The sequence below is a fragment of the Nocardia sp. JCM 38205 genome, from assembly GCF_058222935.1.
In genome coordinates this window covers 419,940-435,906 of the sequence record NZ_JBYHFL010000001.1, presented here as the reverse complement: position 1 = coordinate 435,906, position 15,967 = coordinate 419,940, and the positions used below count along the sequence as shown (strand labels likewise).

At 67.5% G+C, this 15,967-nt stretch carries 14 protein-coding genes; 2 read left to right on the top strand and 12 right to left on the bottom strand.

The window, feature by feature from the left end; all coding sequences use genetic code 11:
• Positions 1–3: 3 nt before the first annotated feature.
• The 5 genes from AC4HOU_RS02055 to AC4HOU_RS02035 form a co-directional block, all read right to left on the bottom strand.
• Positions 4–3,318, bottom strand: a complete 3,315-nt coding sequence (locus AC4HOU_RS02055) for a protein kinase domain-containing protein (RefSeq protein ID WP_490724078.1) — start codon at positions 3,316–3,318, stop codon at positions 4–6.
• 144 nt (positions 3,319–3,462) lie between these two features.
• Positions 3,463–3,939, bottom strand: a complete 477-nt coding sequence (locus tag AC4HOU_RS02050) for a nuclear transport factor 2 family protein (RefSeq protein ID WP_490724077.1) — start codon at positions 3,937–3,939, stop codon at positions 3,463–3,465.
• Between the two features lie 93 nt (positions 3,940–4,032).
• Positions 4,033–4,458: a nuclear transport factor 2 family protein gene (locus tag AC4HOU_RS02045; RefSeq protein ID WP_195017007.1), complete on the bottom strand. Its 426-nt coding sequence runs from the start codon at positions 4,456–4,458 to the stop codon at positions 4,033–4,035.
• Between the two features lie 104 nt (positions 4,459–4,562).
• The gene (locus AC4HOU_RS02040) at positions 4,563–5,015 is read right to left on the bottom strand and encodes a VOC family protein (RefSeq protein WP_194991716.1); all 453 of its coding nucleotides are present in this window, start codon (positions 5,013–5,015) and stop codon (positions 4,563–4,565) included.
• A 61-nt stretch (positions 5,016–5,076) separates the two neighbouring features.
• Positions 5,077–5,547, bottom strand: coding sequence for an RDD family protein (locus AC4HOU_RS02035; RefSeq protein WP_163810932.1), 471 nt, complete (start codon positions 5,545–5,547; stop codon positions 5,077–5,079).
• A 291-nt stretch (positions 5,548–5,838) separates the two neighbouring features.
• Between AC4HOU_RS02035 and AC4HOU_RS02030 the strand changes: the two genes are divergently transcribed.
• Both AC4HOU_RS02030 and AC4HOU_RS02025 read left to right on the top strand, forming a co-directional pair.
• A complete protein-coding gene (locus AC4HOU_RS02030; RefSeq protein WP_195019488.1) occupies positions 5,839–6,159 on the top strand; it encodes a hypothetical protein in 321 nt (106 codons plus the stop codon).
• Between the two features lie 99 nt (positions 6,160–6,258).
• The gene (locus AC4HOU_RS02025; protein WP_195019487.1) at positions 6,259–6,753 is read left to right on the top strand and encodes a hypothetical protein; all 495 of its coding nucleotides are present in this window, start codon (positions 6,259–6,261) and stop codon (positions 6,751–6,753) included.
• A gap of 86 nt (positions 6,754–6,839) precedes the next feature.
• Here the strand turns inward: AC4HOU_RS02025 and AC4HOU_RS02020 are convergent, their stop codons facing one another.
• The 7 genes from AC4HOU_RS02020 to AC4HOU_RS01990 form a co-directional block, all read right to left on the bottom strand.
• Positions 6,840–7,397 carry a DUF488 domain-containing protein gene (locus tag AC4HOU_RS02020; RefSeq protein WP_490724076.1) on the bottom strand — a complete coding sequence of 186 codons (558 nt, stop codon included), beginning with the start codon at positions 7,395–7,397 and terminating at the stop codon, positions 6,840–6,842.
• A 2-nt stretch (positions 7,398–7,399) separates the two neighbouring features.
• A complete protein-coding gene (locus AC4HOU_RS02015) occupies positions 7,400–8,950 on the bottom strand; it encodes a GMC family oxidoreductase (protein WP_163810937.1) in 1,551 nt (516 codons plus the stop codon).
• On the bottom strand, positions 8,947–10,461 hold the full coding sequence (locus tag AC4HOU_RS02010) for an aldehyde dehydrogenase family protein (RefSeq protein WP_163810939.1): 1,515 nt from the start codon (positions 10,459–10,461) through the stop codon (positions 8,947–8,949). Before AC4HOU_RS02010 ends, AC4HOU_RS02015 begins: the two co-directional genes overlap by 4 nt.
• A complete protein-coding gene (betT, locus tag AC4HOU_RS02005) occupies positions 10,458–12,659 on the bottom strand; it encodes a choline BCCT transporter BetT (protein ID WP_490724075.1) in 2,202 nt (733 codons plus the stop codon). The genes AC4HOU_RS02010 and betT overlap by 4 nt, the downstream gene beginning before the upstream one ends.
• Before the next feature lie 191 nt (positions 12,660–12,850).
• Entirely contained in the window at positions 12,851–13,330 is a 480-nt protein-coding gene (locus AC4HOU_RS02000) for a hypothetical protein (RefSeq protein ID WP_163810943.1), read from the bottom strand.
• Between the two features lie 131 nt (positions 13,331–13,461).
• Positions 13,462–14,376: an NAD-dependent epimerase/dehydratase family protein gene (locus tag AC4HOU_RS01995; protein WP_195019484.1), complete on the bottom strand. Its 915-nt coding sequence runs from the start codon at positions 14,374–14,376 to the stop codon at positions 13,462–13,464.
• A 123-nt stretch (positions 14,377–14,499) separates the two neighbouring features.
• Positions 14,500–15,645 (bottom strand): PucR family transcriptional regulator, encoded by a 1,146-nt coding sequence (locus tag AC4HOU_RS01990; RefSeq protein ID WP_163810947.1) that lies wholly within the window; start codon positions 15,643–15,645, stop codon positions 14,500–14,502.
• Positions 15,646–15,967 lie beyond the last annotated feature (322 nt).

Here is a 15,967-nt window from a genome sequence, read left to right as displayed (position 1 = left end):
TGATCAGGAAGTCAGGACCGTCGTCGAGTCGAGCAGGTACTGCGACAGCCCGCTCTCGAGGCAACGCCCGGCCGCCGGGGCCCGGATCCGCTCGGCCTCATCGACATCCCCGGTCGCGCTGAGTACAGCGCTCAGCAGTAACGTCGCCCCCAGCGCGGCCAGCGGACGGCGGCCGGGATCGATAGCGGCGGCGAGCGCGCGTGCCCGCGCGGCGGCTTCGTCACCGCGATCTCGCAGCAGCAGCAACCGGATCGCCGAATCCTCGTCCAATTCGGCTGTGACAGTGGCTATTCCGTCGCCACAGTCGAGCGATCGGGGCCGCAGCAACTGGCGGGCCGACGTCTCCGGGACGCCGAAACCCAGCCGGATGCGCTCAGTGCGTAGCCGGGCCGCCAGACGCGCCAGTCCCAGCAGTTCGGCCTGCCGCATCCCCTCCGCGAGCCGCAAGACCGCGGCATCGAGGTCACCGTGCGCGGCTTCGACCCGGGCAGCGGTGGCATAGGTCGCGATCATCACATCGACCAGACCGCCGCCCTCGGCGGCCAATTCGCGGAAGTCGGGCAGCAAGCGCAGGGCGCCGTCGAGGTCGCCGCTGTAGTAGCGCAGTTCGCTGAGCAGCGCGCCGGCGATCCTGGCCGCATGTGAGCGCGGGCCCATCGTCTCGACCGCCAACTCGAAGGCCGCATCGAACGACGCGAACGCGGCGGGTATATCGAGTTGCTCGCGCGCGGCGATCGCGGTGGCGCAGCGGCCGTACACTCGCACGAACGGGCCGGTCGCTTCGTGATACGGCCTCACCCAGAGCTGGCGCCGCCGGGCCGCGTCGAACTCGAAACGGTAGATCGAGGCGAAGGAGTCGATATTGCCCGCGACTCCGGTGACTCGCGGCGGGAAATCATCGGGCCGCGACAGCGCATCGGCGAGCAAGGCGTCGATCTTGTCGAGACGGTCGTTGAAAATCTCGGCGACACTGTCGATCACGGCGGCTTCCGCGCGCAGGTCGGCGATCTCGGACTCGCTCGCCGACGTCTGATCCAGGGCGGCGGTGAACCGTGCGAGCGAGACCGCGGCCGGCGTGCTCGGGCGCCGTAGCACCAGATTCACCCAGGCGATCCACAGCTGAATGCGCGGCCGGGACGCGATCGCGGACGCCGGGAGCTTGCCGAGAATGCCGAGCAACGTGGTCATCTTGGCGTGTTCGAGCAGATCGGTGGCGCCCTGTTCGACGAGCTCGACCGCATGCCAGGGGTCCCCGGCGGCGAGCGCATGATCGACCGCCTCGTTCAGTAGATCGTGGCGGGCGAACCACGCCGCGGCGCGCAGGTGCAGCGCGTCGATGTCGTGCGGTGGGCGATCGCGCGCGAGACGCCGACGCAGGTATCCGGCGAAGAGCTGGTGATATCGATACCACTGGCGATCCGGTCCCACCCGTTCCAGGAACAGGCCGCGGTGCTCGATATCGGCCAGGGTCGCCGCCGCGCCCTCGGAACCGGTGAGCGCGGTGGCCAGGCCACCGCACAGCCGGTCACAGATGGCGGTGGTGGTGAGGAATTCGACGGTGGCCTCGTCGAGCCCGTCGAGGACGTTCTCGGCGAGATAATCGCCGATGTCGGCATGCTCGGTCAGCGCGGTGAGCAGCTGGGCGGGGTCGTCTCCGGCGCGCAACGACAGCACCGCCAACTGCAGCGCGACCGCCCACCCGTCGGTGGTGTCGGTCAGCGCCTCGATATCGAGCGCCGGTCGCAGGCAGCCCGCCTCGGCCAGCAGGGCCCGTACTTCATCGGCATCGAAACGCAAAGCGTCGGTATCGATCTCGACCAGCTCCCCGCTCAATCGCAGCCGGCTCAGCGGCAGGTCGGCGGTGGAGGTGCTGGTGAGCACCAGCGGCAGATGATGGCAGCCGTGCTCGAGCAGGAAACGCAGCGCGGCGACCGTTTCCGGCGCGGTGACCCGCTGCCAGTCGTCGAGCACCAGCGTCAGCTGATCGTCGGCGCCGTGCGACCGGTTGATCAGCGCGGTCAGGACGTGGCGGGTGGGATCGTCGGGATGCTGTTCGAGCAGCTGTGCCAATTCGGCGGCCAGCGCCGGCCGTGGCAGGCGAATCGCCTCGACGAGATGTTCGAGAAACCAGACCGGGTTGTCGTCGTCGCTGTCGACGGTCAGCCAGGCCACCGCGCCGCCCGCCTCACAGACTTCGTCGCGCCAGCGCGCGGCCAGGGTGGTCTTGCCGAATCCGCTGGGCGCGTGGATCAGCGTCACCCGCTTGCCTGCGCCCGAGCGGAGCCGGTCCAGCAGCCGCTTCCTGATGATGGGCGAACGCGCCGAGGTCGGCGGCCGGTATTTCGTGGCCGGGGTCGGGGGAGCGGTGCTGCGTCCGCGCGGGTGTGTCGTATGCGAGGCGGTGGCGATCCGGGGTGTGGTGGCCGGCGGCAGCGGCAGCTCGTCGACGGGCAGGTCGTGTCGGCGTTGGATGCCGCGCAGGTGTTCACCGAGCGCGGCGGCGGATTCGAATCGCTCGGCCGGTCGACGGGCCATGGCCTGCTCGATCGCTGCGGACACGTCCTCGGGAATGCCCTGGTGGCGTAGGTCGGGCACCGGCTGCGCGGCCACCCGAAGGAAATGCGCCAGCACCTGTTCGCCTTCGCGCCGCTCATAGGCCACATGGCCGGTCAACGCGCAGAACAGCGTGGCGCCGAGGCCGTAGATGTCGGAGGCGACGGTGGGCGCCTCGCCTTCCAGGATCTCCGGCGCGGTGAAGGCCGGTGAGCCGGTGATGATCCCGGCCGCGGTCTGGAAGTCGCCGGCCGGGCGGGCGATACCGAAATCCGACAGCTGTGGCTCGCCGTAATCGGTGAGCAGGATATTGCCCGGCTTCACATCACGGTGCAGGGTGCCGACTCGATGAGCGGCCTCGAGCGCACCGGCGATCTTGACGCCGACGGCCAAGACCTCGGTCCAGTCGAGCGGCCCGGAATCGCGGATGCGCCGTTCCAGCGAGCCGTGCCCGTGATAGGGCATCACGAGGTAGGGGTGGCCGCCGGTGGTGGTGCCGACCTGGAAGACGTCGACGATGTGCGGATGCCCCGACAGTTGCCCCATCGCGCGTTGTTCGCGCAGGAATCGTTGCAGATTCTCGGCGGCCAGATCCGAGGTGAGGACCTTGACCGCGACGACCCGGTTCAACTCGGATTGGGTGCACCGGTACACCACGCCGAAGCCGCCCCGCCCGATCTCTTCGGCCTGCTCGAGGCCTTCGGTATTCAGTTCCGCGATGATCCCGGCAGCTCGGTTGCGCTGGGTCGGCGGCAGGTCGGCCATCGTCGGCCTCGATTCTTCGCGAACCAGGGACGTCCCCGCGTGCGGGGCCTGACTCGAGAATAACCCGCCGATCAGGCGCTGAGGCGGATCAGCGGCTGGGCTCGGCGGGGCGGTCGCTCCTGTTGCCTGCGTCTGCCGTGCGGTTCACGCCGACGGAGCCCACATGTTCGACAGCAGCCGATGGCTGGGTGTGTCGGCCAGCGATTGCGAGGATTCGTAGATGCGGACGTATCCGGTGGCGGTGATGCGCCAGACCCCGTCGGGATCGCGGCGATACCGGTCGGAGTAGTAGCCGGAGCCGCGGATGAGCACACCGTAGTCGGTGGCGATGACGGTGTCTTCGAACAACCAGCTGCCGGTGGCGTCCTCGCCGTCGACGCTGATCTCCGGGTGGTTGGCGACATGCGTGGTGACGATGCCCGGGCCCATATTGTCGCGCAGGAATCCGACGACGGCCTCCCGCCCGTTCAGCACCAGCGGCTCACCCAGCGCATGGGTGCCGTAGCGGCCCTCGACATCGTGGGCGAGGGTGTCGCCGAACTCGTCCCACAGCTTCAGATCGAGCGTGCGGAAGTACTTGTACTTGAGCGTGCGAATGGCTTCGACTGCCACCAGGTCCATCGCTCGAGCCTGACACGGCACACGCGGCAAAACAAGAACATGTTACAAATTCGGGGTGACGAATTCGGGCGCGCGGTGCGCGGCCGGTTCCGCTCAGGTGAAGGCCTGCTCCAGTCCCTCGAACCACGCCGAATCCTCCACCAGGCGGCTGCTGCGCCAGCCGTCGGCGGTCCGGACGAGATCGTGGTTGTACCAGCCGCCGCAGAAGAACTGTTTACCGGTCGAGACGATCATCGGGTTGAAGAACATCGCCCGCACCCGAGCCTGATCGCCGTCGAGCGTGACGTCGATATTGGAGACGAAATGCTGGGTGCGGGAGAACAATTCGAGCGCCACCGACAGTTGCGACACCACGGTGTCCAGATCGCCGCTCGGCCCGCCCGCGGTGGTGTAGTCGATGTGGGCATCCGGGGTGAACACCGTGCGGTAGAGCTGCCAGTCCTTGGTGTCGACGGCATGCGCGTAGCGGGTGAGCAGGTCGCCGATGGCGATCCGATCCGCGATCGTCTGTAGATCCATCCCTCGATATAAGCGCACGAGGGCACCCCGGGGGAGCCGAATCCGTCGGTTGCCCCGTCGGCCCGGGTATCTGCCGGCGATGGCTCAGGCGCCGGCCAAGCCGGCTAGGCGGCGCAGAACTCGTTGCCTTCCGGATCGAGCATGATCCACCAGTGCCCGGCAGGCCCGCGGTCGAACTCCTGAACCCGGGTGGCACCGAGGCCTTCGAGCCGCTGCACGAGCTCCTCGAGGCTCGCTGGTGCGCTGTGCACGTCGATGTGCAGGCGGTTCTTCACGGTCTTGGCCTCAGGGACGTCCTGGAACAGCAGCCGTCTGCCCTGGCCGACGCCGCTGACCGGGTCGAACGGATCGTCGGGGTGCCGGATCGCGGCGTAACCACGGAAGGTCTTGCGGCCGTGATGCTCGCGCACCGCGGCTTCCGGGAGCTGGCCGGCGGCCAGCAGCCGGTCGACGAGGTCGCTGGGATCCTCGACCTCGTATTCGAGCGCCGCGGCCCAGAAATCGGCCAGCGTGGCCGCATCGCGGCTATCGATGACGAGCTTCCAATTCAATGCCATGGGCATGTCCTATCATCGGCCACCGTCAGCCTCGGCCTGCCTCGATCCGGCACCGACGACGTCATTCGTCGATGACCTGCGTACCCGCCAGCCTGTCGTGCCAGCCCTGCTTGCTCGGGCTCGAACTGATCGTGACCGCGATCGCGATCGCGGCGATGAACCACAGGATCGGGCCGACCCAGGGAATCAGGTTCAGCAGCATGTAGGCATTGCGCAGCGCGGAATCCTTGACGCTCGGCTTCGGTGCGCCCCCGGACCCGTTGACGTGCAGTCCGAGAATCTTCTTGCCCGGCGTCGACCCGCTCGCCACCTCGAAGACGAGGAAGTACAGGAAGCCGAAACCGGCGCCGGGCAGGATGGATACCCAGTCGGGGGTGTCCCATGCCATGTTCAGTAGCCAGAAGAAGATCGCGCCGATGATCGCGGCGAGGATCCAGTCGATGAAACGGGCTGCGGCGCGTTTGCCGAGTCCGCCGGGAGTGACCCCGGCAGCCGAACCGAGCCGAGGATCGTATCCACCTGCACTCACCATGGTTACTCCTTCTGAAAAGTAGTTCCACTTGTCCGGAGTGTGTCGCACCGCCCGTCGGGTGGCCGCTCCAACGATCTCACAATCTCGGGCGGCAGCGGCGAATTAGCTGAAATGTGGCTAGAGTAGATGTGAGCCGCGGCGCGGTGCAGGGGGCGGAGACCGGTCGGCACCCCCTACGGCACGGCCCGGCGTTGCGCGAATCCCTGTGAACTCCTGCCCTGCTGTGGGATTCGCGCTCACGCATGGCGTTCGGTGGTCAGGTCGGTACTGGATTTCGAGGAAAGGACAACGATGCAGATGCGCTCACAGTCGGCTGTGCTGGAATTCGTCGACGAAGTGACGGTCCGGTACGGCTCGCTCGACACGTACTTCACCCGCATGCGGGCCGAACTCGATGACGAGCCAACGGTCGTCCTGCCCGCCCTCACCGACACACCGACCGCGCCGACGGCGTGGGCGGCAGTGCCGCGCGAGGAACCGGTTGCGAATACCGACGGATGCGGACGAGTACGCGGCTGCGGGCATGCCGAAGATGAGCCGGCGCAGGAGCCGGTTGCCAAGGGCCGCAAGGGTACTGCCACCGTCTGGGGTCGCCTATGGGGGCGGAGTTAGCCCACCCACCTATCCACGACGGGATCGGCGACGAATGTCGTAGCAGGTTCGCACCGCCGAGGTGCGACGTCAACGCTGGTACTTCGTGGAGGGTATGACATGTTCGGCTCGCGCGGCATCGCTCGAATCGCCGCCATCATCGCGATAACGATCGGTGTCCTCGCGGGGGCCGGGTTCGCCCCGGCCGCCGCGGAATACGGGGGAGTCCTCGCCATCGAGGACGTCACCTTCGTGCACTCGCCCGATGCCGCCGATGACAGCGGCGGAACCCTCGAAGTCACCGTCACCTACAGCTGCGCCGACGGCGAAGCCGACAGCCTGCACGTGTACGCCTATCAGGGCACACAGTCGCCGAGCGACGCCCCCGCAGGCGCACCGCACGGACCCGGCTACGACTACGACATCATCTGCGACTCGGTATCCCGCCGCAAAACCGTCGCGATCGACCCGCCGTGGCACGGAACCGGCTCGGATACCCGTCATTTCACCAACGGCGCGCAAGGCCGGGTCACCGCGGAACTGCGCCGCGGAACCACCACCACCCGGCACGCCACCGGCTGCTTCGAATGGAAGGACCCGACCGCGCGCAGATGAGCCTTGCATGCCGGTGTCGCGACCCGATCGCCCGGCGGTGCGCAGATCGAAAGGGGGCTGCGGCCGCCGACGCTGCCGCGCGCGGATCACGGTGATGTCGCGTCCTCGGGCGGGTAGGTGAGCCGCGTTCCCTCGGCCCGCGCGAAGGAGGTGAGCGTATGGCGGCGCCGACTGGTCGCCGACATGATCTCGACGACGGGCACATTCCGCACGGTGAGCGCGTCGGCGACCAGCGAACGATGGCACCGCCAGGGCACGGCCTCGGCGCACATGATCGCGGTGCGTTCTTCCCGGGCCAGACGCATGAGTTCGCTGAGCGCGTCCTCGAATTCGGTGGTCTGCATGTAGTCGGCGTATCCACGGAAACTCGTGTTCCGCCATCCGGTGTTCGGCGAATCCTTCCTGGAATGGCGCAGCCCGCCGAGCCCTGCCAGATGTGTGTAGCCGATACCGGCGTCGTGCAGGCTCACCGCCAAATCGTCGCTGTTGAACTGCGGATTGTGCCGGGAACGCGGAATCGTGCGAATGTCGGCGAGACGGCGAATGCCATAGCCGCGCAACAGTGCCACGAAATCCTCGATCGACATCGTGGAATGCCCGACGGTGTAGACCGCGCCGTCGGGTAGCTCGCGCTCCGCACCCACGGCTAGCGCGCCGCGGCGACGAGTTCGGCGCAGCGCTCACCGACCAGCATCACCGTGATGTTGGGGTTGACTGTCGTGTGCGCGGGGAAAACCGACGCGTCCGCGACCCGCAAACCGTCCACGCCCTTGACCCGCAGCTGCGGATCCAGCGGGCTCAATGGGTCGTCCTCGGCGCCCATCCGCACCGTCCCCGCCGGGTGATAGACCGTGTTGTGCGTCCGGCGGATGTAGTCGGCGAGTTCGGCATCGGAGCTGGTGCCGGGGCCCGGATACAGCTCGCGCGCCACCCATGACGCCAGCGGCGCGGTCGCCGCGATCTCGCGGGCCTTGCGCAATCCGGCGATCATCACGCGCATGTCATGACCCTCGGCGTCGGTGAAATAGCGCGGATCCACCCGCGGCTTGTCGCGGAAATCGCGGGAGCGCAGCCGCACCGTACCCCTCGACCGGGCATGGGTGACGTTGGGAGTGAGGCAGAAGGTGTTCTCGGCGGTGGGGTAGCCCTGGCGCACGGTGTGCATATCGAACGGCACGCTGCCGTAATGCATCATCAGGTCCGGCCGGTCGAGCCCGTCGACGGTCGTGGTGAAGATGCCGGCCTCCCACCACTGGGTCGAGCTGGTCACCATCGGGCGTGTCGTCTCGAAGCCGATCACGCCCTCCGGGTGATCCTGGAGATGGGCGCCCACACCGGGGGAGTCGACCAGCACCTCGATGCCGTTGGCCCGCAGATGATCCGCCGGCCCGATGCCGGAGAGCATCAGCAGTTTCGGCGAGTCGATCGCACCGGCGGAGACGATGATCTCGCGGCCGGCCGTCACCCGGGTCGTGCGGCCGAAGGCATTGTCGGTGATCTCGACCGCCACGGCCCGGCCACCGTCGAGCACGATGGCCTTGGCCCACGCGCCGGTCCGGACGGTCAGATTCGGCCGGTCGAGGACCGGGTGCAGATAACTGACCGAGGACGAGGCGCGAGTGCCGTCGGCTCGGCGATTGATCTGAAAGAAGTTGGCGCCGTTGATCACCGTGGTTCCGGTATTGAACTCCGCACGCGGAATACCGAGGGCCTCGCAGGCGTCCAGGAGCGCGACCCCGCACGGATCATTCGGCGGCACGGTCATGATGTGCACCGGCCCGCCGCGCCCGTGATGGTCGCCGGGTGCGTCGTTGGTCTCGATCCGGCTGTAGAGCCGATACACCGAATCCGCGCCCCAGCCGGTGCAGCCGTGCTCACGTTCCCACGAATCGAGGTCCTCGCGCGGTGCCCAGAACGCGATACAGCTGTTGTGCGAGGAGCATCCGCCGAGCACCTTCGCCCGGGCATGGCGCATGAACGAATTGCCGTTCTCCTGCGGCTCGATCGGATAGTCCCAGTCGTAGCCCGATTCGAGCAGCTCCATCCAGCGGTCCAGCCGCAGAATCGCCTCGTCGCCGACGTCGCTCGGCCCCGCCTCGAGCAGGCACACCGTCACCGCCGGGTCCTCGGACAGCCGTGCCGCGACAGCCGCACCGGCCGACCCGCCTCCGACGACCACGTAATCGTATTCGCTCACGACTGCTCCTTCCGGTCGGCGAACCAGCCGGTGACGCCCGGCCGGAGATTCTCGTAGACGTGCTTGGCCTCGCGATACTCGTGCAGGCCGGACGGCCCGAGCTCACGCCCGATCCCGGAGCGGCCGTAGCCGCCCCATTCCGCCTGCGGCAGATACGGCCCGAAATCGTTGACCCACACGGTTCCGTGCCGCAATCGACCGGCGATGCGGCGGGCCCGCGCGGCATCGGCGGACCATACGGCGCCGGCCAGTCCGTAGTCGGTGTCGTTGGCGATGGCGACGGCTTCGTCCTCGGTCGTGAACGTCTCGACGGTCACCGTCGGCCCGAATCCCTCATCGTGCACGCACGCCATCGCGCGGGTGGCGCGGTCGATGACGGTCGGCAGATAGAAATAGCCGTCGTCGAGGTTGCCCGCGCCGCGGTCGCCGGTGGCGAAGGCGCCGCCGGTGCGGATCACGGCGCCGTCGGCGCGGGCCTGCTCGACATAGCCGTGCACCTTCTCGCGGTGTGCGGCCGAGATCAGCGGCCCGGTCTCGGTGTCGGGGTGGAAGGGCAGGCCGAGCCGGATCTGCTCGGCGCGGCGCACCAGCTCGTCGACGAACCGGTCGTGCGCGCGTTCCTCGATCACCAGCCGCGCACCGGCCGAACACACCTGGCCGGAATGCAGGAACGCGGCGTTGAGCGCGTTGTCGACGGCGGCGGCGAGCCGCTCATCGGTGTCGCAGGCATCGGCGAACACCACATTCGGGTTCTTGCCGCCGAGCTCCAGGGCCACCTTCTTGACCGTGGCGGCGGCTTCGCGGGCGATGATCCTGCCGGTGGCCAGACCGCCGGTGAACGAGACCAGGTCGACATCGGGATGCGAGGACAGCGGCGCACCCGCGGTCGCACCCGCCCCGAGCACCAGATTCGCCACGCCCGGCGGCACGCCGAGCTCGTGCAGCACCGTCATCAACAGAATCGAGGTATGCGGTGTCAGTTCAGCGGGTTTCAGAACGAAGGTGTTTCCCGCGGCCAGGGCGGGTGCGACCTTCCACGCCACTTGCAGCAGCGGGTAATTCCACGGTGTGATCAGCCCGCACACCCCGACCGGCTCGTAGACGATGCGGGAATCGACATCCGGTGAGCCCGCGTCGACCACGCGGCCGGCGTCTTCGCCGGCGAGTTTGCCGAAATACCGGAAACAGTGGGCGATATCGGACATGTCGATATCGGATTCGTAGGGCCGCTTACCGGTGTCCAGAGTCTCCGCGCGGACGAATTCCTCGCGCCTGGCATCGATGGCGTCGGCGACCTTCAGCAGCAGATCGCCGCGCTCGTCGGCCGAGGTCCGGCGCCAGGGGCCGTCGTCGAAGGCGCGCCGGGCCGCGGCTATGGCGGCCTCGGTGTCGGCGGCGTCCGCTTCGGCGACCACGCCGACGAGGGAATTATCCGCCGGACAACGGATCTCGCGAGTATCGCCGGACCTGGCAGCGGTCCAGGCGCCGTCGATATAGAGGGTCTCACTCATGCGGTGGTTCTCCCTTCCGGATCGCTGTCGGTGTCGACGTCGCCGGGATCCGGCTCGTGATGATCGGTCGCCGAGCGCCGCAGATGCAGGTAGCCGAGATGACGTTCGTACTGGTCGAGAATGTCGCCGATGATCTGCTCGCGGGTGTAGCCGTTGAGCGAATAGCCCTGCGACCCCTCCGCCAGATAGACCTCGCAGCGGAAATACCGGTCCTGCGAGCGCTGGGCGAGAACGGCGTAGGTCGGGGTCGGGGCCGAAACCGGCCACACGCAGTATTCGAAGCGGGGCTCATTGGCTTGGTCGACGAGCAGCCGCGTGGTCGGCATGCCCTCGTTGCGCGCGGACTCATCGATGGTCGCCGCCACACCGGCCCTGGTGAACTCGGCGCCGACCTCGCGCACCGCGGGTAGCACCGAGGTGGTCATGAACCGGCGCGTGGCCGCAGGCCCTGGATAGCTGATGGTGGCCAGCAGCCGGCGGCGCCAACTGCCGTGTTCGGCCGGCCCGCGCCCCGCCGCGATGGCGTGCGGCAGTGCGGTGCGGAAGCTGTCGAGTTTGTAGGACTCGTTGCGTACCGAGCGCAGCAACGCGATGCCGATCAGCGCGAGCACGAATGAGAACGGCAGCCCCATGATGATGGTCGCGTTCTGCAGCGTGCTGATGGAGCCACCCGCGCCGGCGAACAGCATCGACAGCGTGAGCAAACCGATCGCCACCGACCAGAAGATGCGGGTGCCCTTGGCGCAGTCGGCCATCGGATTCGGCAGCCGCGAGGTGAAATTGCCCATCACGAGAGCACCCGAATCGGCGCTGGTGGTGTAGAACAACAGGCCGGTGATGGTCGCGATGCCGAGCAGCAAGGGTGCGCCCGGGTACTGCTCGAGCAGCGAATAGAAGCCGACTTCGGCCTGCGCGGCCGTCGTCTCGGCGAATTCGGCGTCCTTGCGAGCGAGGTCGAGCGCGCTGTTTCCGAAGATCGAGATCCACATCAGGATGAAGCTGAACGGCACCACCAGCACGCCGAAAACGAATTGGCGCAGGGTGCGCCCGCGCGAGATGCGCGCCAGGAACAGTCCGACGAACGGCGCCCACGCCACCCACCAGGCCCAGAAGAACAACGTCCAGGCATCCAGCCAAGCGGTCGGCTGGTTCGGCGTCTCCGGATTGCGTTCCCAGGCGAAGGTGTCGAGGGTGCGATCGGGGAAGGTCGAGACGTAATCGCCGGCGTTCTGGGCGAGGGCATTGAGCAGGAAATCCGAGCGCCCCGCCACCAGGATGTAGATCAGCAGCGCGATCGCCATGATGACGTTGAGTTCCGACAGCCGCCGGATACCGCGATCGACACCGGTGGTCGCCGATATGGTCGCCACGATCACCGACAGCACGATCAGGCCGATCTGGGCGGCCTTGCCCTGGTCGATGCCGAACATTTCGTGCAAGCCGTAGTTGAGTTGCACGATCCCGATCCCGAGCGAGGTCGCGATGCCGAAAATGGTGCCGAGGACGGCGGCCACATCGATGGCGTCGCCCCAGCGGCCGTGCACCCGCTTACCGACGATGGGGTAGAGGGCGGCGCGGATGGTCAGCGGCAGATTGTGCCGGAATGCGAAGTAGGCGAGCGCCGCGCCCATCAGCGCGTACATCGCCCAGCCGCTGAGGCCGTAATGGAAAATCGTCCAGGTCGTCGCCGCCCGGGCGGCCTCGTTGGTCTGGGCGGGGCCGGTGGGCGGGTAGAGGTAGTTGTAGACCGGTTCGGCGACCGAGAAGAACATCAGGTCGATGCCGATACCGGCGGCGAACAGCATGGCGGTCCAGGTGAACAGGCTGTACTCCGGGCGTGATTCCTCCGGCCCCAGCCGGTAGCGGCCGTACCGGCTGACACCGAGAAACACGACGAGACCGACGATGCCGGTCGCCAGGAGGAAATACCACCAGCCGAACCAGGTGGAGATGAACGTCTTGACCTCGCCGACGACGGTTTCCGCACTTTCCGGGGCGGCCAGTGCCCAGATCGCGAACACGAGCACGATGCCGGCCGCGGCGAGGAACACCGGCTTGTTGACCGACCCGCGCCCGGCCGCCGGATGCGCGGGATGGGCGGAATGGAAGGTGGCGGCGTCGGCGGCATCCGATGTCGCGGTAACGGAGGGTTCGCGGTCGGTGTTGTCGCTGTCCGGTGGATCGCTGACGCCACTCATGTGACGCACGCTAGTCGCGTCGGTGCGAGGCCGGAGGCATCATCGGCCTCGTGTCCGTGATCGGTCCCGACCCGCGTCGGGCCGCCTCCCGGCCGCTGATCCGGGAGAGGTGTGCGCGTCAACGACTGTGACCGGGCCTCGGCAGGCCCGGCCCGGTAGTCGATGCGGCTTCCGGGACGGCTACCCCGGAATCACCTGATGTCGATGGTCCCGTCGAACATCAGTGGGGTCGGGCCCGGTTCGCAGCCGCGGAAGCTGCTGGTCGGCATCGGCACGCCGTAGCCGATCCGGTTCGGCTCACCGGCCTGGCCCTTCATGACCGTGATCTGGATGGCCATCGAATCCGGCGGGAACAGCATCACCGGTTCCATGGTGGTGATCGGGTAGACCAGCGAGACGGTGTTGTCGCGGACCGTCAGGCAGGTCACCGGTCCGGTGACGCGGATCGGCAGGTTCATATTGCCGAGCTTGGCGGTGGCCACATAGGTGCCGGTTGTGGGATTACCCGGTGAACTCTGTGCGTCGACGTGCAGCACGTTCATGCCGAGGACCTGCATATTGCCGTCGATCGTGACGCTGGTCGGCTGTGCGGCAGCCTGTCCTGAACCGGCGATGACCGCTGCGGTCGCGATCGCCGCCGCCGCGCCGAGCCGGGTGAGCTGATGTGCCATGAGTGTGCCTCCTCGGGTCGTTGTCCCCGTTGCGCGGATACCCGGGATGATCGCGTTCACGCCGGAGAGATCGATCCCGATTAGTGCTGGGATGATGGGATATTTCGCCCCGACGTCCGGTTCGTCCAGGGTCAGGGGGCGGGCACCATGTCGTGCAGGATGTCGGTCAGCGATGTCGGCGTGATGCCGAATGTCTGCTCGGTGAAGGTGGAGTCGACCACGAACGGCTGGTCGAGCTGGTACTGCACTTCGCGGAGCTCCCGGACGATCGGGGAGGTCAGACCGCCCACGCGCAGCATCCACCCGGGCATGCGGCGCAATGTCGGCGCGGGTGCGCCGGCGACCCGGGCGAGCCGCTCGGCCAGCTGCCGGGGTGAGACGGGTGGACTGGTGGGTACGTGCCAGGCCCGGCCCCAGGCGCGTTCGTCCTGGGCGAGGGCGATGAGCGTGCGGGCCGCGTCGCCGGTACCGGTCCAGCTGTGCGGCGCATCCGGATCCCCTGGCAACAGCGCCGTCTTCCCGGATAAGACCTTGGGCGCCACCATGACGGCGAAGGTGGACCGGCCGCCGCGGCCGAGGAAATCACTGGCCCGCACTTCGGTGACCCGCACCCGCCCTGCCTCGTAGGCCGCCATCGCCTCCTGCCAGGCCTGCGCGCGCACCCGGCCCTTGACCGAATTCGGCGCCATCGGCGTCTCCTCGGTCATCGCCGCCGCGGGTGCTCCGTACCCGTACAGGTTGCCGAGCATCACGTATCCGGCACCGGTCGCCTCCGCGGTTCGCAGCAGGGAGCCGAACAGCGGCAACAGCTGCGTGCGCCAGCGGTGATACGGCGGCGCGGCGCAGTTGAACAGCGTCTGCGCTCCGGTGGTCAGCTCGATCAGCCGGGCGGTGTCGCCGGCATCGGCGGCGACACACTGGATATGCCGATCGCGCGGCCCGCTCCCGCTACGCGTGATCAACCGGACCTCGTGCCCGGCATCGGCCAGCAGTTGTGCGGTGAGGGTGCCGACGCCGCCGGCGCCGACCACAACAGACAGTGTCATGGGCTTCTTTCGATCGAGTGATATTCGGGGCCGGACACAAGACACCGCCCGAGCCCGGAACGTGACACCACTGCGACGAAACAGCCCAGCGAAATGTGAGGCGTGACGGCCGGCGTCGCCGGATCAGGCGACGTCGACGGTGCTGCGCACGCGGTGGGCGCGAATCAGCAGGGCCGCGCGCAGATAGCACAGGCCGGTGACATCGTTCGGGTCGAATCCGGTGATCTGGCCGATGCGTTTCAACCGGTAGTCCACGGTGTTGGTGTGCACGTAGAGTTTGCGGGCCGAGCGGGAGCGCTGCATATTCGTGGCCATGTGGACCTCGAGCGTGGTGAGCAATTCCGGGTGCGCCTCGAGGGAATCCAGGACCGAGCTCAGGTAGTCGCGGGCCGGGCCCGGCCGGGTCAATTGGTATTCGAAGGCCAGCTCGTGTGGGCGATACACCTTGCTCTCGCCGCCGAGCAGGTGCACGATATCGACCAATTCGTGGACCTGCTCGGCGATGCCGGGGATCTGCGCGGGTGCCGCCGTCGTCGCGACCGCCCGGATCGGGACCTGGCCTGCGGCGGAGAGGTTGTCGATCAGTTGGTCGAGGTCGTCGTCGGTGAACTCGGTGGCGGGCAGCAGTAGGGTGCCGCCGTCGACGCTGAGCAGCGACAGCACCTTGCCCGCGCACCGGTTGGCCAGTTCGGCCTGCACCCGGCGCAGCTTCCGGCGCGCCACGATCTTCTCGTCGAGCGCCGAGACCTGCTCCTCGGGATGTGGTGGAAGCTCCAGCGCCACAACGTGATAGCGCTCGGCCACCTCGATGCCGCACTCGCGGGCCATGGTGGAGGTGCTCTGCCCGCCGAGCAGCGCCGAGGTCAAGGTGTGCACCGCGGTGTGGTGTTCGCCGACCACCGAACGCAGTTCGCGCACATAGGCCACCGATACGGCCGAGTTGATCATGTCCTGGGCGTCCATCAATCGCCTGGCCACTCCGACCGCGGTGTCGAAATCGTGGATGGTGCCATTTTCCAGGATCAAGTCGAAACCGAGCTTGAAGCCCTCATGGATGGCGTGATGGATGGTGTCGATCGGGATGCCCTCGCGCGCCCAGTCGGCGGCGGCGTCCTGTACCCGTTGGGTGCGGCCGCGGAGATCGCGGCCGTCCAGCATGCTGTTGGTCAATTCCAGGCAGACCCGCGTCACCGTGGTGATATCGCCGTCGAGCGCTTCACCGGGCAGGGTGGCACACGGAACGACATTTTCGATGAAATGGCCGACCATCTGACGGGAAATGGTCCGTACATCCTTCAGGGGAGTGGATACCGGCCGACCGGACGAAGTGAGAAATGGTTCGGCTGAGGCTGCGACAGACATGGTAATTCCTTCCCACCCAGGGCCGCTGGGCAGGGACTCACGCTACCGCGAGAACCCGTTGCCATGTCGTGACCTTCGATTGTGACAAGGTGGAACGGATATCGGAAACGTTTATAGATTCCAACAATCGAGACCGCGGCCGCGGACCCGGGCACCGGGGGGGGGGGGGGGGGGGAAAAAAAAAACAAAAAAAAACAAAAAGAGGGGGGGAGGAAAAGAAAAAAACCCC

Excerpts from the sequence above, each read along its gene's own strand:
- betT (WP_490724075.1), bottom strand. The coding sequence starts at position 12,659 with ATGAGTGGCGTCAGCGATCCACCGGACAGCGACAACACCGACCGCGAA.
- AC4HOU_RS01990 (WP_163810947.1), bottom strand. The coding sequence starts at position 15,645 with ATGGTCGGCCATTTCATCGAAAATGTCGTTCCGTGTGCCACCCTGCCC.
- AC4HOU_RS02055 (WP_490724078.1), bottom strand. The coding sequence starts at position 3,318 with ATGGCCGACCTGCCGCCGACCCAGCGCAACCGAGCTGCCGGGATCATC.
- AC4HOU_RS02040 (WP_194991716.1), bottom strand. The coding sequence starts at position 5,015 with ATGGCATTGAATTGGAAGCTCGTCATCGATAGCCGCGATGCGGCCACG.
- AC4HOU_RS02045 (WP_195017007.1), bottom strand. The coding sequence starts at position 4,458 with ATGGATCTACAGACGATCGCGGATCGGATCGCCATCGGCGACCTGCTC.
- AC4HOU_RS02010 (WP_163810939.1), bottom strand. The coding sequence starts at position 10,461 with ATGAGTGAGACCCTCTATATCGACGGCGCCTGGACCGCTGCCAGGTCC.
- AC4HOU_RS02035 (WP_163810932.1), bottom strand. The coding sequence starts at position 5,547 with ATGGTGAGTGCAGGTGGATACGATCCTCGGCTCGGTTCGGCTGCCGGG.
- AC4HOU_RS02000 (WP_163810943.1), bottom strand. The coding sequence starts at position 13,330 with ATGGCACATCAGCTCACCCGGCTCGGCGCGGCGGCGGCGATCGCGACC.
- AC4HOU_RS01995 (WP_195019484.1), bottom strand. The coding sequence starts at position 14,376 with ATGACACTGTCTGTTGTGGTCGGCGCCGGCGGCGTCGGCACCCTCACC.
- AC4HOU_RS02025 (WP_195019487.1), top strand. The coding sequence starts at position 6,259 with ATGTTCGGCTCGCGCGGCATCGCTCGAATCGCCGCCATCATCGCGATA.
- AC4HOU_RS02050 (WP_490724077.1), bottom strand. The coding sequence starts at position 3,939 with ATGGACCTGGTGGCAGTCGAAGCCATTCGCACGCTCAAGTACAAGTAC.
- AC4HOU_RS02030 (WP_195019488.1), top strand. The coding sequence starts at position 5,839 with ATGCAGATGCGCTCACAGTCGGCTGTGCTGGAATTCGTCGACGAAGTG.